The organism is Cellulomonas composti, from assembly GCF_007990245.1.
Taxonomy (GTDB): domain Bacteria; phylum Actinomycetota; class Actinomycetes; order Actinomycetales; family Cellulomonadaceae; genus Cellulomonas; species Cellulomonas composti.
In genome coordinates this window covers 17,863-40,499 of the sequence record NZ_BJWG01000008.1, presented here as the reverse complement: position 1 = coordinate 40,499, position 22,637 = coordinate 17,863, and the positions used below count along the sequence as shown (strand labels likewise).

19 protein-coding genes are annotated in these 22,637 nt (G+C 74.7%); 13 read left to right on the top strand and 6 right to left on the bottom strand.

What is annotated here, in order from left to right:
- Positions 1 to 115 precede the first annotated feature (115 nt).
- Together CCO02nite_RS09675 and CCO02nite_RS09670 are read left to right on the top strand one after the other, a co-directional pair.
- Positions 116 to 775, top strand: a complete 660-nt coding sequence (locus CCO02nite_RS09675; protein WP_186812655.1) for an ABC-2 transporter permease — start codon at positions 116 to 118, stop codon at positions 773 to 775.
- 1 nt (position 776) lies between these two features.
- On the top strand, positions 777 to 1,727 hold the full coding sequence (locus CCO02nite_RS09670) for a 5'-3' exonuclease (protein ID WP_146842938.1): 951 nt from the start codon (positions 777 to 779) through the stop codon (positions 1,725 to 1,727).
- 61 nt (positions 1,728 to 1,788) lie between these two features.
- On the opposite strand, the gene CCO02nite_RS09665 is transcribed toward CCO02nite_RS09670, so the two are convergent.
- The 3 genes from CCO02nite_RS09665 to CCO02nite_RS09655 all read right to left on the bottom strand — a co-directional run bounded on the left by CCO02nite_RS09665 (position 1,789) and on the right by CCO02nite_RS09655 (position 6,914).
- Positions 1,789 to 2,316: a hypothetical protein gene (locus tag CCO02nite_RS09665; RefSeq protein WP_146842937.1), complete on the bottom strand. Its 528-nt coding sequence runs from the start codon at positions 2,314 to 2,316 to the stop codon at positions 1,789 to 1,791.
- 86 nt (positions 2,317 to 2,402) lie between these two features.
- Positions 2,403 to 2,939, bottom strand: a complete 537-nt coding sequence (locus CCO02nite_RS09660; RefSeq protein ID WP_146842936.1) for a DUF3806 domain-containing protein — start codon at positions 2,937 to 2,939, stop codon at positions 2,403 to 2,405.
- A gap of 108 nt (positions 2,940 to 3,047) precedes the next feature.
- The gene (locus CCO02nite_RS09655) at positions 3,048 to 6,914 is read right to left on the bottom strand and encodes a S8 family serine peptidase (RefSeq protein WP_146842935.1); all 3,867 of its coding nucleotides are present in this window, start codon (positions 6,912 to 6,914) and stop codon (positions 3,048 to 3,050) included.
- Between the two features lie 229 nt (positions 6,915 to 7,143).
- Between CCO02nite_RS09655 and CCO02nite_RS16225 the strand changes: the two genes are divergently transcribed.
- From CCO02nite_RS16225 to CCO02nite_RS09615, 9 genes are all read left to right on the top strand, one after another.
- Positions 7,144 to 7,269 (top strand): hypothetical protein, encoded by a 126-nt coding sequence (locus tag CCO02nite_RS16225; RefSeq protein WP_281284588.1) that lies wholly within the window; start codon positions 7,144 to 7,146, stop codon positions 7,267 to 7,269.
- The gene (locus CCO02nite_RS09650; protein WP_146842934.1) at positions 7,262 to 8,986 is read left to right on the top strand and encodes a GMC family oxidoreductase; all 1,725 of its coding nucleotides are present in this window, start codon (positions 7,262 to 7,264) and stop codon (positions 8,984 to 8,986) included. Before CCO02nite_RS16225 ends, CCO02nite_RS09650 begins: the two co-directional genes overlap by 8 nt.
- A 120-nt stretch (positions 8,987 to 9,106) precedes the next feature.
- A complete protein-coding gene (locus tag CCO02nite_RS16090) occupies positions 9,107 to 10,429 on the top strand; it encodes a M15 family metallopeptidase (RefSeq protein WP_146842933.1) in 1,323 nt (440 codons plus the stop codon).
- A gap of 32 nt (positions 10,430 to 10,461) precedes the next feature.
- Positions 10,462 to 11,652, top strand: a complete 1,191-nt coding sequence (locus CCO02nite_RS09640) for an AAA family ATPase (RefSeq protein WP_146842932.1) — start codon at positions 10,462 to 10,464, stop codon at positions 11,650 to 11,652.
- 70 nt (positions 11,653 to 11,722) lie between these two features.
- The gene (locus CCO02nite_RS09635) at positions 11,723 to 12,160 is read left to right on the top strand and encodes an OsmC family peroxiredoxin (RefSeq protein WP_146842931.1); all 438 of its coding nucleotides are present in this window, start codon (positions 11,723 to 11,725) and stop codon (positions 12,158 to 12,160) included.
- Between the two features lie 70 nt (positions 12,161 to 12,230).
- Positions 12,231 to 12,488, top strand: a complete 258-nt coding sequence (locus tag CCO02nite_RS09630; protein ID WP_146842930.1) for a ferrous iron transport protein A — start codon at positions 12,231 to 12,233, stop codon at positions 12,486 to 12,488.
- Positions 12,485 to 14,389, top strand: coding sequence for a ferrous iron transporter B (gene feoB, locus CCO02nite_RS09625; protein WP_146842929.1), 1,905 nt, complete (start codon positions 12,485 to 12,487; stop codon positions 14,387 to 14,389). Before CCO02nite_RS09630 ends, feoB begins: the two co-directional genes overlap by 4 nt.
- Positions 14,389 to 14,595 (top strand): hypothetical protein, encoded by a 207-nt coding sequence (locus tag CCO02nite_RS09620; RefSeq protein ID WP_146842928.1) that lies wholly within the window; start codon positions 14,389 to 14,391, stop codon positions 14,593 to 14,595. Before feoB ends, CCO02nite_RS09620 begins: the two co-directional genes overlap by 1 nt.
- A 76-nt stretch (positions 14,596 to 14,671) precedes the next feature.
- Positions 14,672 to 17,647: an FAD-binding and (Fe-S)-binding domain-containing protein gene (locus CCO02nite_RS09615; RefSeq protein ID WP_246117468.1), complete on the top strand. Its 2,976-nt coding sequence runs from the start codon at positions 14,672 to 14,674 to the stop codon at positions 17,645 to 17,647.
- A gap of 51 nt (positions 17,648 to 17,698) precedes the next feature.
- Here the strand turns inward: CCO02nite_RS09615 and CCO02nite_RS09610 are convergent, their stop codons facing one another.
- Positions 17,699 to 18,166, bottom strand: coding sequence for a pyridoxamine 5'-phosphate oxidase family protein (locus tag CCO02nite_RS09610; RefSeq protein WP_146842926.1), 468 nt, complete (start codon positions 18,164 to 18,166; stop codon positions 17,699 to 17,701).
- Between the two features lie 516 nt (positions 18,167 to 18,682).
- Here CCO02nite_RS09610 and CCO02nite_RS09605 point away from each other — a divergent pair.
- Both CCO02nite_RS09605 and CCO02nite_RS09600 read left to right on the top strand, forming a co-directional pair.
- A complete protein-coding gene (locus CCO02nite_RS09605; RefSeq protein ID WP_146842925.1) occupies positions 18,683 to 18,976 on the top strand; it encodes an MTH1187 family thiamine-binding protein in 294 nt (97 codons plus the stop codon).
- Between the two features lie 211 nt (positions 18,977 to 19,187).
- Positions 19,188 to 20,684, top strand: coding sequence for a restriction system modified-DNA reader domain-containing protein (locus tag CCO02nite_RS09600; RefSeq protein WP_146842924.1), 1,497 nt, complete (start codon positions 19,188 to 19,190; stop codon positions 20,682 to 20,684).
- A gap of 12 nt (positions 20,685 to 20,696) precedes the next feature.
- Here the strand turns inward: CCO02nite_RS09600 and CCO02nite_RS09595 are convergent, their stop codons facing one another.
- The gene (locus CCO02nite_RS09595; RefSeq protein WP_146842923.1) at positions 20,697 to 21,662 is read right to left on the bottom strand and encodes an alpha/beta hydrolase; all 966 of its coding nucleotides are present in this window, start codon (positions 21,660 to 21,662) and stop codon (positions 20,697 to 20,699) included.
- Positions 21,663 to 21,671: 9 nt separating this feature from the next.
- A complete protein-coding gene (locus tag CCO02nite_RS09590; RefSeq protein WP_146842922.1) occupies positions 21,672 to 22,625 on the bottom strand; it encodes a zinc-binding dehydrogenase in 954 nt (317 codons plus the stop codon).
- Between the last annotated feature and the right edge of the window lie 12 nt (positions 22,626 to 22,637).

Below are 22,637 nucleotides of genomic sequence, written 5' to 3'. Positions count from 1 at the left end.
GGGGCGTCGACCGGCTCTCGTCGTCTGCCGGCGTCCTCCTGCTTTCGTCGTCGGCGGCCGCTAGCGTGGCCCCGACGAACGTCGGAGCGTCTCCGGCCGTCGGAAGGGGTCTGGCATGGACTCGTCGGGGCTGATCGCGCTGCTGGTCGGCGTGCTGCTGTGCTTCTACGGCATCCGTTCGGTGAACCTCGCGCTCCTGGCGGCGGGCTTCTCGGTCGGGTACCTGATCGCCGACGCGTTCACGACCGATTCCTGGACGAAGCTCTGGGTCGGGCTCGGCTCCGCGCTGCTCATGTGGCTGGTGGTCTCGCTCATCTTCCGGGTCGCGACGTTCTTCGTCGGGCTCGCGACGGGTGCCGTGATCGGCGCCAAGCTGGTCTCGGCGCTCGCCGGTCCCGGTTCGAGCGTGCTGCTCGGCATCATCGTGGTCGTGAGCGTGGCGTTCGCCTCCGCGCTGCTCGCGGAGAAGTACTCGCGGCGCGCGCTGCTGTGGCTCACCGCGCTCGGTGGCGCGAGCCTCATCCTCACGGGCGCGGCGCTGCTGTGGCCGGACGCGTTCGACATGCTGCGGCATCCCGAGGACGGCTGGCAGCAGACCGTCATGCTCGTCGTGTGGCTGGCCGTCGGCGGGTCCGGCTGGTACGTCCAGCGCCAGATCTTCCGCAAGCGCCTGGGCCTGCCGCCCAAGGAGCCGAAGACGGCTCCCGCACCGGCACCGGCTCCCGCACCGGCACCGACGCCCACCCAGCCGACCGAGCCGCCTGCGGGTTCGTGACGTGGGCGACGGCAGGCTGCTGCTGCTCGACACGGCGTCGCTGTACTTCCGCGCGTACTTCGGCGTGCCGGAGTCGGCGGGCCGCGCGCCCGACGGCTCCCCGACGAACGCGGTGCGAGGGCTGCTCGAGATGATCGCGCGCCTCGTCGTCGACCGTCGGCCGACCCGCCTGGTCGCGTGCTGGGACGACGACTGGCGCCCCGCGTTCCGCGTCGAGGCGATCCCGAGCTACAAGGCGCACCGCGTCGCGGTCCCGGTGCCCGGCACGACGGGCCTCGAGGAGGTGCCGGACACGCTCGCACCGCAGGTGCCCGTCATCGTCGAAGCGCTCGCGGCGTTGGGCATCGCGCGGCTCGGCGCGCCCGGCTTCGAGGCCGACGACGTGATCGGCACGCTCGTCGCGCGCGAGGTCGCACGCCCGGCCGACGAGCGCGACGCGGTCGACGTCGTCACGGGCGACCGGGACCTGTTCCAGCTCGTCGACGACGAGGCCCGGGTGCGCGTGCTGTACACGGTGAAGGGGATCCGCGACCTCGAGGTCGTCGACCAGGCGCGGCTCGTCGAGCGGTACGACGTGTCCACCGGCCGGGGCTACGCCGATCTCGCGGCGTTGCGCGGCGACCCGTCGGACGGGCTGCCGGGGGTGCCGGGGATCGGCGAGAAGACCGCGGCGGCGCTGATCCGCCGGTACGGCTCGCTCGCGGGAGTGCTCGCGGCACGCGACGCGCACGACCCCGGGCTGACCGCGACGCAGCAGCGCCGACTCACCGAGTCGGACGCCTACCTGCAGGTGGCGCCGGCCGTCGTGCGCGTGGCTCCGGACGCGCCCGTGGCCGACGAGGACGGTCGGCTGCCCACGGCACCGGCCGACCCGGACGCGCTCGTGCGGCTGGCGGAGCGGTGGGGGATCGGGTCGAGCCTGGCCCGCGTCGTCGACGCGTTGACACGCTGAGCGAGTCCCCAGCTAGACCCGAGCGAGCCCAGAGCGAGCCCCGAGCGTCGGGGAGTCGCGGTCAGTCCACGACCCAGACGCCGGGCGCGACCTCGTGCCAGCCGTCGCCGGGGCTCGTGCCGGGCGCCGCGAGGACGAGCGCGGGGTTCCCGTCGGCGTCGGCGACCGTGATGCGCAGGCGGTCGGTCGGGGCGGCGCACCCCTGGGTGGGCAGCGTGCCCGGCAGGACCGTGACGACGCAGACGTCACCGTCGGTGCCGATCGCCGCGTAGTGCGTGCCCAGGGCGGTGGTCGTCAGGAGACGGGTGCTGTCCGCGAGGACGGCGAGCTCGGCCAGATCGCCGTCGTCGAGCTTGTCCGCCGCGCTCTGCGCGACGGCGAGCTGCGGCACGACGGAGGTGGTCTCGGCGGCCTGCGCCGCACCGTCGGAGCCGGCGTTGCTGGCCCAGACGATCCCGACGACGATCAGCGCGAGGGCGACCGCGAACGCCACGACGGCCACCACGGCGGAACGGCGTCGGGGCGCCGGCTCGGCCTCACCGAAGTCGCCGAACGCCTCGACGAGGTCGAGGTCCTCGAACGTCGTCATGCCTTGAGTATCGGCGTGAGTGGCGTCACACGTGAGCATTCGGGACGGAATGCCCGGCGAGCCGCGCCATCGGATCGGGGTCGAGGCTACGGCGCGTGCGGAGGTATGCGGCCGAGGGCGCCGTCCACGACGACGTCGACGTGCTCGGCGAACCAGCCCGGCCCGACGTTGCCCCAGTGCGCGCCCACGGACGCGATCGGGAAGATGACGAGGTCGTGCTCCGCGTGGCTGAGCACCAGCTCGGTGCCCGCGCGGTCGGTGTAGGAGGCCCAGTCGAGCCCGGGCACGCGCTGGCGGACGAGGTCGCCGAGCCCGATCCCGAACGCGTGCACGAGGGGTTCGGGATCGCCCGGATCCGGCGCGTCCAGCCAGGTGCCGTGCACCCGGTCGAACAGCCCGCCCACCGTCGGGGTGTCGAAGCCGTGGTCGCACAGCTCCGCGACGAGCTCGCGGTGCTGCGCGGCCCACACCGACTCCGCGTCGTTCAGCGGGCGGACCACGCCGCCCGCCTCGTCGCCGGGCGCGTGCGGCTGCGGGATCTGCGCGCCGCCCCGAGGGCGTGAGACGCCGAACGGTTCCATGTCAGCCGCATCGGCGCGGATCGTCCCGGGCTTGACCTGCACCGACGATCGTCCACCGGTCGGACGAACCGGGGCGGGCCGCCGGAGACGGCGCGGGGACGCCGCGGGGGGATGACCCCACCGCGACGCCCCCGCCGGGAGGCCGTTCGACTACGGCACGACCTTCAGCGTGGCCGTGGCCGACGAGGCCGTCGTGGTGCCGCTGCCCGTGTAGGTGACCTTCAGGGCGTGGCTGCCGACGGTCAGGGTCTTCGGCAGCACGATCGTCACCTTGCCGGTCTTGCCGGACACGACGAGCGTCCCGCTGCCGAGCACCTTGGTGCCCTCGGTGACCTTGACGACGCCCGCGGGCGGCGAGGTCGCGCCGGTCACGGTGATGATCGCCTTGGCCGACACGCCCTTCTTGACCGTGGTGGGCGAGAGCGTGAGCTTCGTCGTGGTCGCCGACTTCGTGACCACGACGGTCTTCACGGACGACGAGGAGGCGGCGTACGCCGTCGTGCTCGTCGGGGTGAAGCTCGCCTTGATCTTGTGGGTGCCGACCGTGAGCTTGGCCGTGGTGCTGGCCTTGCCCCCGCTGACGGTGACCGTCTTGATGACCTTGCTGCCGTCGTAGAACGTCACCTTGCCGGCCGCGGCGGGCGACACGGTCGCCTTGAGGGTCGCGGTCGAGCCGTACGACGTGCCGCCCGTGACGGTCAGCGCGGTCGCGGTCGCCTTCGGCACCGAGACCGTGAGGATCTGCGCACGGTTCGTCGTGGAGTCGTTCTGCGGGTTGAGCACCAGCAGCTTGCCCGTGACCGCGGCCGACGACCGGTGCACCGGGATGGTCACGCCGCCGTCGGCGAGGGTGGAGATGCCGGAGCCGGTGCCGCCCTCCCACGGGCTGTCGATGTCGTTCTCGAACCAGAACGGCGGCGTGTACGGGTCGACCGTGAAGTCCGACGCGACGTCGCGGACGCCGCCCGCGGCGTAGTCGGAGTACGTCCACGCGGACACGACCGGCGTGTCGCCCGGGGTGATCCCGGCCTCCTCGAGGCCGAGCGACACGGTGACGACGTTGTTGTCGTTGATGCCCGTGTCGAGGTCGCCGGCTTGGTCGTTGGCGAGCTGCACGTCGAGCGTGTCGCCCGTGTTGTAGTCCACGGTGAAGGCCAGCGAGAGGTCCGTGCCCGCGTACTTCTGCACGTACGTCTCGATGTCGTACGAGCCGTCACCGTCGATGTCGATGTCGAACACGGGGATCGTGCTCAACCCGAGGGTCGCCCACTCGCCGTCGGTGACCATGCCCAGCACGAGGCGACCGTCGGCGGCCTCGCCGCCGGCGTCCACGAGAGCCGGTGCGGTGCTCGACCATCCGATGGAGCGGATGTCCCCGGCCTTGCGGGCCGAGTCGGACGTGACCTCGTTGCTGTCCTCGAGCTTGGGGCTGGTGGCCCCGAGGATCAGCGGCGTGGTGAGCGAGTACCAGCCGCCCGAGGCGATGCCGGTGCCGGACAGCGCCAGACCCGCCTCGCTGGACGGGCCGAACGCCACGGCGCTCGCGGTCAGGTCGGCGACGAGGCGCGGCGCGGCCTGGACGGGCACCCGCAGCTCCTGGTCGTCGTCCGTCGAGGTGAGGACGAGGCGGCCGGACACCGACGACACGAAGTCGCGCGGGATGCCCAGCTGGGTCTCCTCCATGGTCGGCTCGAGCTCGCGCTCCAGCGTGCTGGGGTCGACCGTGAGCGTGAGCGTCACGAGCGCGGTGTGGCCCGGTGCGACCGTGATGCTGGCCGGCGAGGCCGTGATCGTGGCGCCGCCGGAGGTGCTCGCGCTCGAGACCGACGTCGCGTAGGTCCGCGTCGACGCGCCGAGGTTCTTCACCGTGACGGTCTGGCGCTGCACCACGGTCTCGTCGGCGACGTCCACGACGCCGAACGTGACCGAGACCCGTGCGGGCTCCTGCGTGTTGTACGCGATCACGTCGTCGTCGACCGCCTGCAGGGCGTCCACGCGGCCGGACCCGACGCGCAGCGGCCCGTAGGCCACCCCGTCCGGACCGGGCTCGGTGACGACGTCGTGCGTCGACGTGTTCATGATCGCGGCCTTCGTCTCGGCCGCCGACCACGTCGGGTGGGCCGCGCGGACCAGCGCCGCGATGCCCGCCACGTGCGGCGACGCCATCGAGGTGCCGGACAGCACCGCCGAGCCGTCACCCGTGCCGGACGAGACCGACTGGATGCCGTCGCCGGGTGCGGCCACGTCGGGCTTGATCGTGCCGAGCGAGCCGTGCGCGCCGCGCGACGAGAACGAGCTGACGGTGTCCTCGTACCCGTCGAGACGGCTGGTCTGCGCCAGGCTCGGACCGATCGTGAGCGTGAGCGAGCCGTCCGTGATCGACGGCATGAGCGCGTCGGTCGTGGTGCTGGTCATCTGGGCGCCCGGGATGATGACGTCGCCCGAGATGCCGGCGGCGAACACCGGGTTCTCCGTGCCGATCAGGACGCCGAGCGCACCCGCGGCCCGCGCGTTGCCGAACCTGACGATGGACCCGCACGCGCGCGTCGCGTCGTTGTCGTCCCACCACAGGTAGGCGATCTTGCCCGCGACGATGCCGGCCTGCGTGGGCGTGAACGGCGTGCAGCCCGAGAAGTCCGCGGCGACGAACGCGACCGGTGCGGTCAGGTCCGCGGTGCCCGAGTACGCGATCGAGTTCTGCGCCGGCAGCAGCTGCCCGACGCTGAAGCCGTCGGGTGCCGGCGCGGCGATCTTCACCGAGTCGAGCACGGGGTTGGCCACGGAGCTGGCCACCGCGAGCGCGCTCGTCGCGCTGCCCGGGGAGCCGCCGATGTCCGTGAGGTCGTCAGAGTTGCCCTGGGAGGTCACGACGGTCACGCCGAGCGCGGTGAGCTCGTCGACGAGTGCGTTCTCCGGGTCGTCGACCGGCGAGCCGGTCGAGCCGAGCGACATGTTGATCACGTCGGCGTGGTCGGAGAAGTCGCCGTCGCCGTTCGGGTCGGCCGCGCGGTCGAGCGCGAGGCTGACCAGGTCGGTCGAGCCGCCGATGTCGCCGAAGACCTTGTACGAGTAGAGCTGGGCCTCGGGCGCGGACCCGGGGCCGATCTTGAAGCCGGACAGGTCGCTGAGCAAGGAGTAGTCGCCCGCGAACGTGTCGCCGTACGCGTCCACGCCGTAGCCGGCGGCCGTGCCGGCGACGTGCGACCCGTGGCCGCCCGCGTCGAGCGGGGCGTCGATGGGGTTCTCGTCGGGCGTCGGGACCAGGGTCGAGCCCGGCTCCTCGCCGCTCGCGTCGTACAGCGGACCCGCGAAGTCGTAGCCGCCGAGGAACTTGTCCTCGTCGAACGAGCCGGCCGGGATCGGCTGCGTGCCGTCCTCGCCGTACGCGGCCTCGTAGGCCTCGACCGTGCCCGCACCGCCGAAGTCGGCGTGCGTGTAGTCCAGGCCGGTGTCGATCACGGCGATCGAGACGCCGTCACCCGTCTCGCCCGTGTCCTGCCAGGTCTGCAGGGCCTTGGTGAACGCGACGGTGTTCGAGTTGCCGATCGTCTTCGGGACCACCCGGTACACGGCCTTGACGTCGGACGACGAGACGAGCGCGGCGATCTGGGCGGCGTCGCCCTGCACCAGCGTCGCCGAGGCGAGGTTCGTCAGCGTCGCGATGCGCTTGGGTGTCGCGGTCCCGGCGTTGCGGTCGGTGAGCTCGGTCGGGACGACGTCCTCGGCGACGGCCTCGGTCGTCGCCGCCGCACGCCGCACCGCGGCCGGCCCGCCCGTCACGTCGACGCCCGCCTTGGTGGTGAGCTGGACGAGTGCGGTGACCTGGCCCTCGGAGCCGGTCAGGTCCACGGTCTTGTGGAGCTTCTCGAACATGGCGCGCGCGACCGCGGGGTCGAACTTGTGCGAGCTCGAGATGGGCGTGCCAGGCGGGGCCGCGCCCGCTGGTGTGCCGAGCATCGCGGTGGTCAGGACCACCGAGAGTGCGGTGACTGACGCGAGGACTGGACGACGTGGCATGCGCCTACCCCTGTTCGAACGGATGGGACTGTCCCGCGTGCCTCGTCGGGTGACTGGAGTCACACGGGCCGAGGGGAACGTTACTTACCGGTAGGGACTTTCGTCACCTATAGGACGAGAACGAAGCAAACGGGTGACGCCGCCCGAGCCTGTCGCCCCGGTCGCCCACGCGGTGCGGAACACTGTCGGACATGCGCCGACGCATGCGATCAGCCCCGGAGCGGGCCTCATGAGCGGACCCACCATCGCGTGGCCCGTGCTCGTAGCCGCCGCGACGATCGGTGCTCTGGTCGACTTCACGCAGCAGGGCGTCGTCCTCGAGCTCGGCGACGGCACGGTCCACGTCCGTGCCTAGGTCGAGCGGTCCCGCTACCGAGGTCGACGTCGTGGTGGTCGGCTCGGGCTTCGGCGGGTCCGTGGCCGCGCTGCGGCTGGCCGAGAAGGGGTACCGCGTCCTGGTGCTCGAGGCGGGTCGGCGGTTCACGCCGCAGACCCTGCCGCGAACGTCGTGGGACGTCTCGCGCTTCCTGTGGGCGCCGCGGCTGGGCTGGCTCGGTATCCAGCGGATCCACGTGCTGCCCGACGTCGTCGTGCTCGCCGGTGCGGGCGTGGGCGGCGGTTCGCTCGTGTACGCCAACACCCTCTACGAGCCGCACGACGAACGGTTCTGGGCCGACCCGCAGTGGGCCGCCATCACGGACTGGCGCGCCGAGCTCGCGCCGCACTACGACCAGGCGCGCCGGATGCTCGGCGTCGTGACCAACCCGACGACCACGCCGGCCGACCGCGTGGTGCGCGCCGCGGCCGCCGACCTCGGCGTCGCCGACTCGTTCCGGCCGGCACCCGTGGGCGTCGTGTTCGGACGCGGTGACCGCCGCGAGCCGGGCGTGCCCGTCCCGGACCCGTTCTTCGGCGGCGCCGGACCCGAGCGCAGCGGGTGTCGCGAGTGCGGCGAGTGCATGACGGGCTGCCGGTGGGGCGCCAAGAACACGCTCCCGACGAACTACCTGCACCTCGCCGAGCGCCTCGGCGTGCGCGTGGTCCCCGAGGCGACGGTCACCGCGCTGCGCCAGGTCGGAGGGTCCGACGAGCCGGCGTGGGAGATCGACGTCGTCCGGACCGGCCGCCGCGGCCCTCGTCGGACCGTGCGGGCACGCCAGGTGGTCATGGCGGCGGGCGCGTGGGGGACCCAGGACCTGCTGCACCGACTCAAGGCCGACGGCACGCTGCCGGCGCTGTCCGACCGGCTCGGGCACCTCACGCGGACCAACAGCGAGGCGCTCGGCGGTGCCGCCGCGCGCTGGCGCGACCGGGCGCGCACGCCGGACCTCACGCGCGGCGTCGCGATCACGTCCTCGGTGTGGCTCGACGAGCGCACGCACCTCGAGCCCGTGCGCTACGGCCACGGCTCGAACCTCATGGGGCTGCTGTCCACCGTCCAGACACCCGGTGGTGGCCGGGTCCCGCGGCCCGTGCGCTGGTTCGGCCAGGTGCTGCGGCACCCGGGCCAGGTCGCGTCGCTGCTGCTGGGGATCGGCTCGTGGTCCCGGCGGACCGTGATCGGGCTCGTCATGCAGACCGGTGACTCGTCGATCGTCGTCGGGCCGCGGCGCACGTGGCGCGGTGTGCGGCTGACGTCGCGACCCGGGCCGGGCGAGCCCAACCCGACGTGGATCCCGGCCGCGGGAGAGGCGTACCGCGCGATGGCGCGGCACCTGGGCGGGTTCGCCGCCTCGAGCCTCGGCGAGGTGGTCGACGTGCCGATGACCGCCCACTTCATCGGCGGTTGCACCATCGGCGCGACGGCCGCCGACGGCGTCGTCGACCCTTACCACCGCGTGCACGGCTACCCCACGCTGCACGTCGTCGACGGTTCGGCGATCACCGCGAACCTCGGGGTGAACCCGTCGCTGACCATCACCGCGCAGGCCGAGCGCGCGTTCGCGATGTGGCCCAACCGTGGCGACGCCGACCCGCGCCCCGCACCCGGAGCGCCCTACGAGCGGGTCTGGCCGGTGGCCCCTCGTCGCCCCGCGGTCCCCGCCCACGCCCCGGCGGCGCTGCGCCGCTGACCCCCCCCTGCGGCGCGTGGCGGGTGTGAACGTCCCGTGCGCGCCGGGCACCACGGCCTGCGCACAACCTTGACGGTTCGTCTGCTGGACGTCCGTCCACGATGCCTACCGTGGACGACGATGAGTGACGAGTCGCCCCGCCGGCGCACGTCCGGCGGGGGGCGACATGTCGCACCGCGCCGCGCACGTGCGTTCCCCCGAGCACTGCCCCGCACCCCCGCGCGCCTGGCGCAGGGGGTCGTCGTCGTGCTCCTGGCCGGGGCGCTGACGACCACGGTCGCCTACGGGACGTCGCGTTCCGCGGACGGTTCCGCGGCCGCGACGGGTGTCGGCGCCGACGTGCAGCCCGACGAGAACCGGGTCGCACGTGCCGCCGTCGCCGCGGCTGCGCGCGAGGCGCTGGCGATCGCGCAGTCCGCCGGATCGCAGGGCGAGGAGGCGACCGTGGACCCGGACCGTCTCGCGGAGCTCGAGCAGGCCGCCGCCGAGCTCGACGCGCTCGTCGACGCGGCCGAGTCCGCGGGCGACGCGTCGGACCAAGGCAGCGACGAGCCGACGGCGTCGTCGTCGGACGTGGCATCCGACGCGACGACTGACGCAACCACCGACGCGACCACCGACCTGACGGACGCGTCGGACGCCGGCGCGTCGGCCCCGGACCCGGCGCGCGTCGCCGCGCCGACCGCAGAGTCGACGACCGATTCGACGACCGGGTCGACGACCGAATCGACGACGACCGAACCCGCGACGACCGACCCGACGACCGACCCGTCGACCGACCCGACCGCCGCCGCGACGGCGACGCCCGACGAGGTCGCCGGGCTCGGGGACGTCGACGCCGACCTCGCCGTGCCGCCCGTGACCGGGCCGGAGGACGAGGCGACCACGCGGTTGCGTGCGGCGCTCGCGCGCGTCGTCGAGCTGAGCGAGCAGGTGCTGGACATCGCCGAGGACAACCGCGCCGCCGACCTCGCCGCGGCGCAGGCCGCCGCCGACGAGGCCGCTGCGCAGGCGGCGCAGCGCGAGGCGTGGCGGACGTCGCTCGACGGGTACGCGAACGGCCGGATCCCGACGTCGGCGCTGTGCGGCGTCACGTTCGACGACGACGTGCTGCTGCGCTGCGACGCCGCCGCGGACCTCGAGCTGCTGGACTCCGCGTTCGAGGCCGAGTTCGGCACGCACCTCGAGGTCACCGACTCCTACCGGAGCTACGGGCAGCAGGTCTCGTGCCGCGCCCGCAAGGGCAACCTGTGCGCGGTGCCGGGGACGTCGAACCACGGCACGGGCATCGCGGTCGACCTGGGCAGCGGGATCGACGGGTTCGGCACCGCGCAGCACGCGTGGATGGACGAGCACGCGGCCGAGTTCGGCTGGGTGCACCCGTCGTGGGCGCAGGAGGGCGCGGACAAGCCCGAGCCGTGGCACTGGGAGTACTCCGGCTGACGTACCGGCCCGAGCGCCCTAGCATTCGGCGCATGAGCACCGGCCCCGACGGCGCGCCCGGCCGCGGCTGGCCGCTGGTGGGCCGCGCCGCCGAGCTCGACGACCTCGAGGAGCTGCTCTCGCGCGCGTGCGACGGCCCCGGGGGTGCGGTCCTGCTCGAGGGCGAGGCGGGTGTCGGCAAGTCCACGCTCGTGCACGCGCTCGTCTCCGGTGCCTCGCTGCTGGGCATCGACGCGCGCACGACGACAACGACGACGACCGCCGCACACGGGTCCACCGCAGCGTCCGACTCCACCCCTGGTTCCACCGCGGCGTCCACCACCGATCCCACCGCAGCGTCCATCCCCGAACCCGTCGCCGAACCCGTCACCGAGCCGGCCACGGTGCCCGCCAGCGCATCGCCCGGCACGGCATCCCCCGCCACCGCGTCCGCCGCCGAGGCGCTCGCCGCCAGCCTGCGGCGCGAACCCGCGGAGCGGCCGCGGGTCGTCGTGTGCGAGGACCTGCACGCCGCCGACGGCGACCTGCTGCGCGTGCTGCGGGAGGCCGGTGGCGTCGGGGCCGTGCCGGGCGTGCTCGTCGTGCTCACGTTGCGGCCGGTGCCGCACCGCCCGGAGGTGACCGAGGTGGTGACCTCGTGGACGCGGGCGGGCGCGCGGCACGTCGGCCTCGGGCCGCTGCCGCCCGCGGCGGCCGGTGAGCTCGCGGAGGCGATCATCGGCGCGAGCATCGGGCCGTCGCTGCGGGGTGCGGTCGCGACCGCGGGCGGCAACCCGCGCTTCGTCGTCGACGTGGTGGTCACGGCGCGCGACGAGGGTGCGCTCGGCGCGGTCGAGGGCGGCGTGGACGCGGTCGAGTCGCAGTGGCGCGCGGTGCTCGAGGAGACCGTGCGAGCGCGCGTGGCCTACCTGGGCGACGACGTGCTCGCGCTGCTCGCGAACGCGTCGGTGCTGGGCGTGTCGTTCGTCGTCGTGGACCTGGCCCGGCTCGCGGGCCGGCCCGTGCCGGAGGTGTGGCGCACGCTGCGGCACGCGCTCGCGGCGGGGGTCGTGCAGGCGCGCGGCGACCGGCTGGTGTTCCGGCACGACGTCGTGCGCGCCGCGCTCTACGGCGGCATCCCGGCGCCGGCGCGGGCCACCATGCACGCCCGGGCGGCGTGGACGCTGCGCGAGGCCGGTGCGCCGCACGCCGTGGTCGCCGCCCACCTCGAGCGCGCGCGGTGACGGCCGACGGCGCCTAACGTGGGGGCGGCTGCCGCGACCGGCGGCCGTCCGACGACGAAGGGGATCGACCATGCCGACTCGTAGCGCCCGCACCGCCTGGCAGGGCACCCTCGGCGAGGGAGCCGGCCGCGTCGAGCTCACCAGCTCCGGCGCCGGTGCCTTCGACGTTTCCTTCCCGCGGCGCGCCGCCGACGACGCCCAGGGCGTCACGAGCCCCGAGGAGCTCATCGCCGCTGCGCACTCGTCGTGCTACGCGATGCAGCTCTCCGCGCTCGTGGCCGAGGCGGGCGGCACGCCCGGGTCGCTCGACGTGACCGCCGACGTCACGCTGCGCCCCGACCCGGCCGGCGGGTTCCGCATCACGGGCATCGCGCTCAAGGTGCGCGGCTCGGTCGACGGTCTCGACGAGGCCGGCTTCGCGGCCGCCGCACAGGCCGCCAAGGCGACCTGCCCGGTGAGCAAGGCGCTCACGGGCACGGAGATCACGCTCGACGCCGCGCTGGCCTGAGCGCGGCCCACCCCGAAGTCGGGACCTGGGTCCCGTGAGGGGAGGCTTACCTGATCGCTAGCGTCGAGACATGGATCTCGCGTCGTGCGCGCCAGGGGTCGCGGTCCGGGTGGTCGACGTCGACCTCGACGACCCGGTCCGCCGCCGGTTCCGCACGCTCGGGCTCGCGCCCGGCGCGGTCGTGCAGGTCACGCACCGCGGCGCGTTCGGCGGCCGCGTGGTCGGCGTGGGCGCGGACCGGCTCGCGATCGACGCCGGCACGTGCCGACGCGTAGCCGTCGAGCTCGTCGTACCCGTCTCGCCGCTCCGCGTCGGCGGTGTCTCGTGACCTGTCACGACGAGGGTGCGGCGGGCGCCGCCGTCGCGGGGACCGCGCTCGCGGGGGCGCCGCGCGTCGTGCTCGTCGGAAACCCGAACGTCGGCAAGTCGACGCTGTTCAACGCCGTGACGGGCTCGCGGCAGCGCGTCGTCAACGCCCCGGGGACCACCGTCGAGCTGCAGGACGGACGGTGGTGGACCGGCGGTCGTGACGTGCGGCTCGTCGACCTGCCGGGCACCTACGGCCTGCAGGCGCGTTCGCCCGACGAGCAGGTCGCCGCCGACGAGGTGCGCGCCGCGGCGACCGACCTCGCGGTGCTCGTCGTGGACGCGGCCGGTCCCGCGCGTTCGCTGCTGCTCGTCGGGCAGGTCGCGCTCGCGGGCGTGCCGCTGGTCGTCGCCCTGACCATGACCGACGTCGCGCGCTCGCGCGGCCTGGCGGTGCCGGTCGAGCACCTGCGCGCCCGGCTCGGCGTCCCGGTCGTCGAGATCGACCCCCGCACGGGCCGCGGGTTCGCCGAGCTCGCCGCCGCGGTTGACGCCGCGCTCGTCGACCCGCCGCGCGTCCCGGCCCCCGTCACCGACGGCGCCGACGACGGCGTCGACGAGGAGGACGCCGTCTTCGACTGGGTCGCGGGGGTGCTGGCAGACGTGCCGGCGCCGGTGACGCCCGTGCGCACCTGGTCCGACCGCGTCGACCGGCTGCTGCTCGACCCGCGCGTCGGGATCCCCGTGTTCCTCGTCGTGATGTGGGCGCTGTTCGAGCTCACGACGACCGTCGCCGCGCCGCTCATCGAGGGCGTCGACGGCCTGGTCAACGGCTGGTTCGCCGACGTGCTGCGCGGCATCCTGCCGTGGGGCTGGTTGCAGGGCCTGCTCGTCGACGGCGTGCTCGCGGGCGTGGGCACCGTGCTGTCCTTCGTGCCGCTGATGGGGCTGATGTTCGTCGCGGTCGCTCTGCTCGAGGACTGCGGCTACCTCGCGCGCGCCGCGTTCGTCGCGGACCGCGCGATGCGGGGGATCGGGCTCGACGGCCGTGCCGTGCTGCCGCTCGTCGTCGGGTTCGGGTGCAACCTGCCGGCGCTCGCCGCGACCCGCACGCTGCCGCACGCGCGTCAGCGCCTGCTCACCGGGCTGCTCGTGCCGTTCACGTCGTGCACCGCGCGGCTGACCGTGTACGTGCTGCTCGCGTCGGTGTTCTTCCCGAACGTCGCGGGCACCGCGATCTTCGCGATGTACGTCGCGTCGATCGCGCTCGTCGTGCTCGGCGGGCTCGCGCTGCGCCGCACGCTGTTCCGCGACCTGCAGCGCGAGCCGCTCGTGCTCGCGCTGCCCGCCTACCAGCGGCCCGCGCCGCGTGCGATCGCCGTCTCCACCTGGGTGCGGGTGCGCGCGTTCGTCCGCAAGGCCGGCGTCATCATCGTCGCCACGCTCACCGGGGTGTGGGTGCTGATGGCGATCCCGGTCGCGGGTCAGCACGCGTTCGCGGACGTGCCGGTGGAGGACTCGCTGTACGGCCGCACGGCGCAGACCGTCGCGCCGGTGTTCGCGCCCGCGGGCTTCGGCTCGTGGGAGGCGACGGCCGCGCTCGCGACGGGGTTCGTCGCCAAGGAGGTCGTCGTCGGGTCGTTCGCGCAGACCGCCGCGGTCGCAGAACCGGCCGACCCCGCCAACCCGGGCACGCTCGGCGACCGGCTGCGCGCGACGTTCGACGAGTCCTCGGGCGGGCACGCGGTCGCCGCGGCCGCCGCGTTCATGTGGTTCGTGCTCGCCTACAGCCCGTGCCTGGCGACGCTCGCCGAGCAGCGCCGGCTGTTCGGCGCCCGCTGGGTGCTGTTCGGCGTGGCCGTGGGGCTCGTGGTCGCGTGGGTCGGGGCCGTGCTCGTGTTCCGGATCGGGGTGCTGCTCTGATGGGCGTGCTCGACGACGTGCTCACCGCGACGCGCGCGGGGTCGACCCCCGACGCGGTCGCGCGTTCGCTGCGGCTCGACCGCGGGCTCGTCGACCTCGCGCTCGAGACCTGGGCGGCCCGCGGCGTGCTGGTGCGGGCCGGTGACGCGTGCGGCACGTGCCCGTCGTCGTCGTGCGGCTCCTGCCCGAGCGCGCCACGCACCTGAGACATCCCTCCCGCGGTCCGTCGTCGCTGTCCGGACCGCGGGAGGGCCCATGGCGCCGGGCCCTCGGGGTGCGAGGATGCACCCCGTGACTGCCGTGGCCGACGAGAACCGCGTGGGAACCGACGTCGTCGCCGCGCTGCGCTCCGCCGTGCGAGGCGCGGTCGACGACTCGACGAGGCGCCGCGCGGAGTACTCGACCGACGCGTCGAACTACCGCGTCGTGCCGCAGGTCGTCGTGTTCCCGCTCGACGTCGACGACGTGCAGGCCGCGCTCGCGGTGACCCGCGCGGCCGGTGTCCCGTTGACGGCGCGCGGCGGCGGGACGTCCGTGGCGGGCAACGCGATCGGCCCCGGCGTCGTGCTCGACTTCTCGCGGCACGTGAACCGTGTTCTCGAGATCGACCCCGAGGCGCGCACGGCGCGGATCGAGCCGGGGCTCGTCATGGGGGCGCTGCAGAAGGCCGCCGCGCCGCACGGGCTGCGGTTCGGCCCCGACCCCTCGACGTGGGCGCGCGCGACCCTCGGCGGGATGATCGGCAACAACGCGTGCGGCCCGCGGGCCGTGGCCTACGGCCGCACCGCCGACAACGTCCTGGCGCTCGACGTCGTCGACGGCACGGGCCGACGCTTCACGGCAGGCGCCGGTGCGGGTGCGCTCGACGCCGTCCCGGGGCTCGACGCGCTCGTGCGGGGGAACCTCGAGCTGCTGCGGACCGAGCTCGGCCGGTTCGGTCGGCAGGTCTCGGGCTACTCGCTCGAGCACCTGCTGCCGGAGAAGGGCACCGACCTCGCCAAGGCGCTCGTCGGCACCGAGGGCACCGTCGGCACGCTGCTCGGCGCGACCGTGCGCCTCGTGCCCGTCGCCGCCGCGCCCGTGCTCGTCGTGCTCGGCTACCCGGACATGCCCGCCGCCGCCGACGCGGTGCCCGCGCTGCTCGCGCACCACCCGCTCGCGATCGAGGGGATGGACTCGCGCCTGGTCGACGTCGTGCGCCGTGTGCGCGGTGCCGGCGCCGTGCCGGACCTGCCGCCGGGTGCCGGCTGGCTCATGGTCGAGGTCGGCGGCGAGACGCTCGACGAGGCGATGGTGCGGGCCCGCGCGCTCGCGGCCGACGCCGCCACGACCGCCGTCGCGCTGTTCCCGCCGGGGCCTGACGCCGCCGCGATGTGGCGGATCCGCGAGGACGGCGCCGGCCTCGGCGGCCGGACGCCCTCGGGCGCTCAGGCCTGGCCGGGGTTCGAGGACTCCGCGGTCCCGCCCGAGCGGCTCGGCGCGTACCTGCGCGAGCTCGAGGCGCTCATGGCCACGCACCGCGTCGACGGCCTCGCGTACGGGCACTTCGGCGACGGCTGCGTGCACCTGCGGCTCGACGTGCCCATGGAGCGCTCGGGCGACCCGCTGCGCGCGTTCATGACCGACGCCGCGCACCTGGTGGCCGCGCACGGCGGGTCGCTGTCCGGCGAGCACGGCGACGGCCGCGCCCGCTCGGAGCTGTTGCCCGTCATGTACTCGCCGCGCGCGATCGAGCTGTTCGGCGCGTTCAAGGCGCTGCTCGACCCCGACGACCTGCTCAACCCCGGCGTCCTGGTGCGGCCCAACCCGCTCGACGCCGACCTGCGCCGTCCCGCCGCGCGTCCGCTGCCGGCCTCGACCGGCTTCTCGTTCGCGCACGACGCCGGCGACCTGACGACCGCGGTGCATCGCTGCGTGGGGGTCGGTCGCTGTCGCGCCGACAACACCGCCGCGGGCGGCTTCATGTGCCCGTCCTACCTCGCGACGAAGGACGAGAAGGACTCCACGCGCGGCCGGGCCCGCGTGCTGCAGGAGCTGGCCAACGGCTCGCTCGTCTCGCGCGGCTGGTCCTCGCCCGAGGTGCACGAGGCGCTCGACCTGTGCCTGAGCTGCAAGGCGTGCTCGTCGGACTGCCCGGCGGGCGTCGACATGGCGCAGTACAAGTCCGAGGTGCTCCACCGTACATATCGTCGGCGGCTGCGTCCGGTCAACCACTACGCGCTCGGCTGGCTGCCCCGGTGGGCCCGTCTGATCACGTCGTGGGGCCCGCTCGCGCGGGTCACCAACGCCGTGCTCGGCGTGCGTCCGGTGGCCAAGGCCGTGCTCGCCGGCGGCGGCATGGACACGCGCCGCGGGATGGTCACGTTCGCGCCCGAGCCGTTCCGGGCCTGGGTCCGACGAGACGGCGCGGATCAGGTCACGCGCACCGCCGCTGCTGCCTCCGCCGGTGCCGGCAGCCCCGACTCGGGTGCCCCCGGCGGGGGCGAGCGGCCCCGGGTGCTGCTCTGGACCGACTCGTTCAGCGACGCGCTGGCGCCGTCGGTCCCGCGGGCCGCGGTCGCGGTGCTGCGCGACGCGGGCTACGAGGTGCTGGTGCCCGACCACCAGGCCTGCTGCGGACTGACCTGGATCAGCACGGGCCAGCTCGACGGCGCCCGGCACCAGCTCGAGCACCTGCTCGAGGTGCTCGGCCCGTTCGCGGTCAACGGCATCCCGATCGTCGGCCTCGAGCCGTCGTGCACCGCGGTGCTGCGCTCGGACCTGCTCGACCTGCTCCTCGACGACCCGCGTGCCGTCGCGGTCGCTCGAGAGACGCGCACGCTGGCCGAGCTCCTGACGGCCCCGGCCCCGGTCGGCCCCGGCGAGCGCTGGCAGGTGCCGGACCTGTCCGACGTCACCGCCGTGGTCCAGCCGCACTGCCACCACTACGCCGTCATGACCTGGACCGCCGACCGCCGGCTCCTGACCGACGCGGGCGCGCAGTTCTCCGCGCTCGCCGGGTGCTGCGGGCTGGCCGGCAACTTCGGCATGGAGAAGGGCCACTACGACGTCTCGGTCCAGGTTGCCGAGAACTCGCTGCTGCCGGCCCTGCGCGCCGCCGAACCCGGCGACGTCTACCTCGCGGACGGCTTCTCCTGCCGCACGCAGGCCGAGCAGCTCGCCGGAGTCGATGGCGTCCACCTCGCCGAGCTCCTGGCGGCGCACCTGCCCGCCGCCCACCGCTCCGCCGCGGACGCAGGCACCCCCCAGATCTCCTAGCCCGCGGACGCCGGCACCCCCCGAGCTCCTGGTCCGCGGATCGCCCGACCCTTACTCCCGGCGCACGCGCTCGACCCCACGCCCGGGATGCCACGTCGTCACCACGAGCTCGCGCGCCGCCTCGTCGACGCACGTGTGCACGACCTGCGCGACGTCGAGCGCGAACCACGCACCGGTTGGTCCGTCGCCGACCGGGCGCGGGATCGCGACCAGCCGTCCGGCGAGCTTCGCGTCGCCCACCCACGCGGACAAGTCCGACGGCGGCTCGAGCGTCGGCGAGTGCAGCGCCACGCGCGGGTCGCGAAGCACGTCCCGCAGCTTCACCGAGCCGGGCATCATCCCGAGCGTCACGTCCTCGCCGAACTCGCACTCCGTCGCGGAGATCCGCGGCGCCCCGTCCGCCCGCAGCGTGGCGAGCGTCTTGTTGGTCCCCGCCTGGAACACCGCGCGCACGAGCGCCGCCAGATCCGGCGCCTCCGCCTCGACATCCGCCCACCGCACCCGCACATCCGCACCCATCCCCCTGTTCTACGCCCCACCACCCACACCCCACCGCCCCGCCCCCACCGCCCCACCCCCCGCCCCGCCCCCACCGCCCCACCCCCCGCCCCGCCCCCACCGCCCCACCCCGGTCGGGCCGCCGCCCCGCCGCCCGCCACGCCGCCCCCGCCGCGCCGTCGGCGCTGAATGCAGACATGGATGCAGCTCCGGCGCGCTCCACCCGCCCAGTTCTGCATCGATCCCTGCACTCACGGTCGAGCTGCGAGCGCGCACCGCTCAGGGCACAGCGCACGGCTGCCGCGGGGGGGGGGCTGGGTGGTGGTGTGGGTGCAGTGATGGGTGCGGGTCTGGCGGGGTGGACCCGCCGGGTCCTGCATCGATCGCTGCGTCCATGGGGCTGGCGCGCAGACTCCCCACCGTCGGGAATCCGGGTCGGCGCGGGGAAGGGGCGGTCGAGGGGGGGCGTGGGCCGGGGGGGGTCTTGGTGGGCGGACCGGGGTGGACACGGGAGGGTGGGGTGGTGAGGGTGGGTGCATGCTCGTTGCCTTCTCTGTTGCCCCGCTCGGTGTGGGTGAGTCCGTCACGGCCGCTGTCGCGGACGCCGTGCGCATCGTTCGCGAGTCCGGCCTGCCGAACCGCACCGACGCGATGTTCACGACGATCGAGGGCGAGTGGGACGAGGTGATGGACGTCGTGCGCCGGGCCACCGAGGCGGTCGGGCAGCACGGCGGTCGCGTGAGCCTCGTGCTCAAGGCCGACATCCGACCTGGCCACACGGGTGAGCTGACCGGCAAGGTCGAGCGCGTCGAGGCAGCGCTCGCGCAGTGACGCGAACAGTGACGCGCGCAGTGACTCGCGCGTGACCTGGGGCGCGGTCTCGAACGGACTGGACATCGGACCAACTCGTACCCGTCCGGCGGACTGACGTGGGCCGCGTGGCGTGACAAGGTAGGCACGCCGGTGCGCGGGAGCGCGCGGCGCTCCACTGCCGACGGGGTCCGGGCCTACCCTTGGCCGCCCCAGGAAGGGCTGGTCGGGAATGCCCATCTTCGAGCTCGACGACGGCCGCCCCCGCCTCGTCCAGCCGATGCAGCCACTGCCCGGGTCGTTCCGCGCGGACTGCGGTGCGCTCCTCACGCATCACCTCGCGGCGATCGCCGGCGAGCCGCTGTTCGCGGTCCGGCCGCGGGTCTCGGCGCCGGACCACGCGGACCTGCCGGAGCTGCTCGCGCTCGACGCGACGGGTCGCGCCGTCGTCGTCGAGGTCGTGCAGGTGCTCGACGACGAGGCGGTCGTGAGCGCGCTGCGCCATGCGGGCGCTGCCGCCCGCATGACTGCGACGGACCTCGCCCGCGCCTACCACGCCGACCCGGCCCGGTTCCCGGTGGACTTCGCCGCGTTCCGTGAGCAGGTCGCGTTCGGCGCCCAGACGAGCCGCCGCGAGGGCGTGCGCCTCGTCGTGCTGTGCTCCGAGGTCGCGCCCGAGGCCGGCGACACGCTCGGCTACCTGCGTGGACCGGGCCGGCACGTCGACGTGCTGCAGCTCGGCGTCGTGCGCGGGGTCGACGAACGTCGGATGCTCGAGGTCTCGCCGCTCGCGCGGCACGAGGTGACGCGGCGCCCCGTCGAGCCGACCGCGCTGCGCCTGGTGCGCTCCAGCGAGGCCTCCTTCGCCACCGCGATGGCCTACGAGGGAGAGCGGCGCCGCCCGCCTGTCCCTGGGAGCGCACTGACGCAGCCGGCCCCGCCGCCGCACGCGCTGCCGCCGGCCTCGGCGTTCCCGTCCGCGCACGCGCCGACCCGCGCCCAGCCGACGGTCCCGCCGACCCCCGCCCCGCCCACGGTTCCGCCGGCACCGACGGTCCAGGCTCCCGCGACGCAGGTCCCCGCGACGCAGATTCCCGCGACGCAGTCGCCCGCGACGCAGCCTCCCGCCGCACACGCTCCCGCCGTGCCCGCCGCGTCGTCGGCGAACCTCGGCATGGTCCCCCCGGCCCCGACGAGCCCGCCGCCGACGAACCCGTACCCGGCAAGCCCGTACCCGACGAACCCGTACCCGACGAACCCGCACCCGACCGGTCAGCAGCCGACGAACCAGCCGAGCACTGCGCCGACCGCCCCGCCGACCGCAAGGCCGGCCGGCCCGGTCTCGGTGCCGCCGGAGGCTGCGCTCGCGGCGGCGGAACGCGCGTCGACGACGGCCCCGACGCCGGTCGTCGACCCGGGTCCGGCGCTCGACGAGGTACCCGCGCAGCGCGATCCCGGTCTGCCGCACCCCGCGCTGGCCACGCTCGCGCACCAGCGCCGGGTGCTGACGACGCTCGTCTGGTTCCGCGAGCGCCGCGGCCAGCGGGTGATCGCGACCCTGCGGCACGACGGTCTCGTCGAGCTCGCCGACGGGCGCGTGTTCACGGACCCGGGGCACGCCGCCGCGGCCGCGGTGGACGCCCCGCACGAGATCGACGGCTGGCGCACCTGGCGCATCGGCGACGGCGGTCCCACGCTCGCGGAGGCGGCCCGCTACGCACCGTCCTGACGCACCGCCTGCTCAGTCCCAGCCGTAGGCGGCGACCCAGCGGTCGAGCTCGGCGTACACGTGGGCACGGACGGGAGGTGCGGACAGCACCAGGTCGTGCACGCCGCCGACGATGCGCACCACCGTCACGCATCCCCCGAGCTGCACGGCCCGCCGCGCGAGGAGGTCGACGTCGAGCACGACGTCCGAGCTGCGCATGTCCTCGCTCCAGCGCGGTGAGATGAGGGTCCGCGACGACGCCATCATGAGCACGGGCACGTCGATCGTCAGGCCGCGGGCCACCAACGCATGGCCGGTCATCACGGCGCTGAGCCAGCCCGCGCGCACGGGGAACGACGGCGTGGGCCGCCACTGCTCGTCGTAGGTCCACTCGCCGCCGGTCGCGGTCGAGATGGTGCGCGAGTAGAAGCCCGGGTCGACGTTCGGCAGCGCCGCCTTGGGCTGGAACCGCGCGATCTGGGCGATCGCCGGGCTCGAGACGTGCCGCACCACGGAGGACCCCTGCAGCTCGAGCCACGGGCTGTTGAGCACCAGCCCGCTCGCGACGCCGGGGTGCCGATGGGCCCACAGGCACAGCGTGAGCCCACCGGTCGAGTGCCCCATGAGCATGAGCCGGGCGTGCTTGCCGTGCGTGGCGCGCAGCACGTCGATCGCAGCCTCGATCTCCTCGTCGTACTCGCTGAGGTCGTCGATGTATCCCGGGGTCTGGTGCGGGAGCAGACTGCGGCCGTACTTGCGCAGGTCGAGCGCGTAGAACGCGACGCCACGGGCGTGCCAGTACTCGGCCAGCCCGGTCTGGAAGAAGTAGTCGGACCAGCCGTGCACGTACAGCAGGACGCGCGCGGGGCGGGCCGGCGCGGCGTCGGGGGAGTACCGCACGAGCGTCGCGACGACCTCGCCCTCGTCGTCGGCGCGCAGGTGCAGGGTGCGCCGGAGGTACCCCGGACCCAGGACGTCCTTGCGCCACGCGCTGGCCACCGTGCCCCCTCAGAGCGTCAGGACGATCTTGCCGAACTGCGTCCCGGCCGCGAGGCGCGCGAGGCCGGAACGGGCGTCGGCGAGCGGGAACGTCGAGTCGACGAGGGGGCGCACGCCCGTGCGGGCGAGGAACGCGAGCAGGTGCTCGAGGTCGTCGCGCGTGCCCATGGTCACGCCGCGCACCTCGAGCTCGGTGAAGAAGATCCGCGTGAGCTCGGCGTTCTCGGGCTCGCCCGAGGTCGCACCCGCGACGACGATGCGCCCGCCCGGCCGCACGGAGCGCACCGAGTGCGACCAGGTGGCGCGGCCGACGGTCTCGAGCACGAGGTCGGCGCGCGGCACGCGGGCGCCGGGTTCGACCGCGGCGGCTGCGCCGAGCGCCAGGGCCCGCGCACGGCGTTCCTCGTCGCGACCCGTCACGACGACCTCGAGCCCGGCCGCGGCGCCGAGCCGGATCGCCGCGGTCGCGACGCCGCCGCCGGCGCCCTGCACGAGCACGCGCTGCCCGGGCTGCGCGCCGCCGACGCTGAACAGCATCCGGTAGGCGGTGAGCCAGGCCGTCGGCAGGCACGCGGCCTCGACGAACGAGAGCTCGGCGGGCTTGTCCACGAGGTTCCAGGCGGGAACGGCGACCTGCTCCGCGAGTGCACCGTCGTACCGCTCCGAGAGCAGGCTGCGCGGTTCGTCGGCCGGGACACCGCGGCCGTGCGGGCCGCCGATCACGCCGTGCACGACGACCTCGCGCCCGTCGACGACGCCCGCGGCATCGGTGCCGAGGATCATCGGCAGCTGGTCGGCACGCAGCCCGACGCCCCGCAGCGACCACAGGTCGTGGTGGTTGAGCGCGGCGGCACGCACGTCCACGACGACCCAACCGTCGCGGACGGGCGGGGCCGGACGTTCGTCGACGACGAGTCCGTCGAGGGAGTCCGACGAGAACCGGCTGACGTAGGCGGCGAGCACGGACCCACGGTA

Bases quoted from the DNA above. Each gene is read 5' to 3' on its own strand.
- CCO02nite_RS09620 (WP_146842928.1), top strand. From the start codon at position 14,389: ATGGGCGTGCTCGACGACGTGCTCACCGCGACGCGCGCGGGGTCGACC.
- CCO02nite_RS09605 (WP_146842925.1), top strand. From the start codon at position 18,683: ATGCTCGTTGCCTTCTCTGTTGCCCCGCTCGGTGTGGGTGAGTCCGTC.
- CCO02nite_RS09600 (WP_146842924.1), top strand. From the start codon at position 19,188: ATGCCCATCTTCGAGCTCGACGACGGCCGCCCCCGCCTCGTCCAGCCG.
- CCO02nite_RS16090 (WP_146842933.1), top strand. From the start codon at position 9,107: ATGAGTGACGAGTCGCCCCGCCGGCGCACGTCCGGCGGGGGGCGACAT.
- CCO02nite_RS09655 (WP_146842935.1), bottom strand. From the start codon at position 6,914: ATGCCACGTCGTCCAGTCCTCGCGTCAGTCACCGCACTCTCGGTGGTC.
- CCO02nite_RS09640 (WP_146842932.1), top strand. From the start codon at position 10,462: ATGAGCACCGGCCCCGACGGCGCGCCCGGCCGCGGCTGGCCGCTGGTG.
- CCO02nite_RS09675 (WP_186812655.1), top strand. From the start codon at position 116: ATGGACTCGTCGGGGCTGATCGCGCTGCTGGTCGGCGTGCTGCTGTGC.
- CCO02nite_RS09610 (WP_146842926.1), bottom strand. From the start codon at position 18,166: ATGGGTGCGGATGTGCGGGTGCGGTGGGCGGATGTCGAGGCGGAGGCG.
- CCO02nite_RS09615 (WP_246117468.1), top strand. From the start codon at position 14,672: ATGCACCCCGTGACTGCCGTGGCCGACGAGAACCGCGTGGGAACCGAC.
- CCO02nite_RS16225 (WP_281284588.1), top strand. From the start codon at position 7,144: ATGAGCGGACCCACCATCGCGTGGCCCGTGCTCGTAGCCGCCGCGACG.
- CCO02nite_RS09630 (WP_146842930.1), top strand. From the start codon at position 12,231: ATGGATCTCGCGTCGTGCGCGCCAGGGGTCGCGGTCCGGGTGGTCGAC.
- CCO02nite_RS09665 (WP_146842937.1), bottom strand. From the start codon at position 2,316: ATGACGACGTTCGAGGACCTCGACCTCGTCGAGGCGTTCGGCGACTTC.
- CCO02nite_RS09635 (WP_146842931.1), top strand. From the start codon at position 11,723: ATGCCGACTCGTAGCGCCCGCACCGCCTGGCAGGGCACCCTCGGCGAG.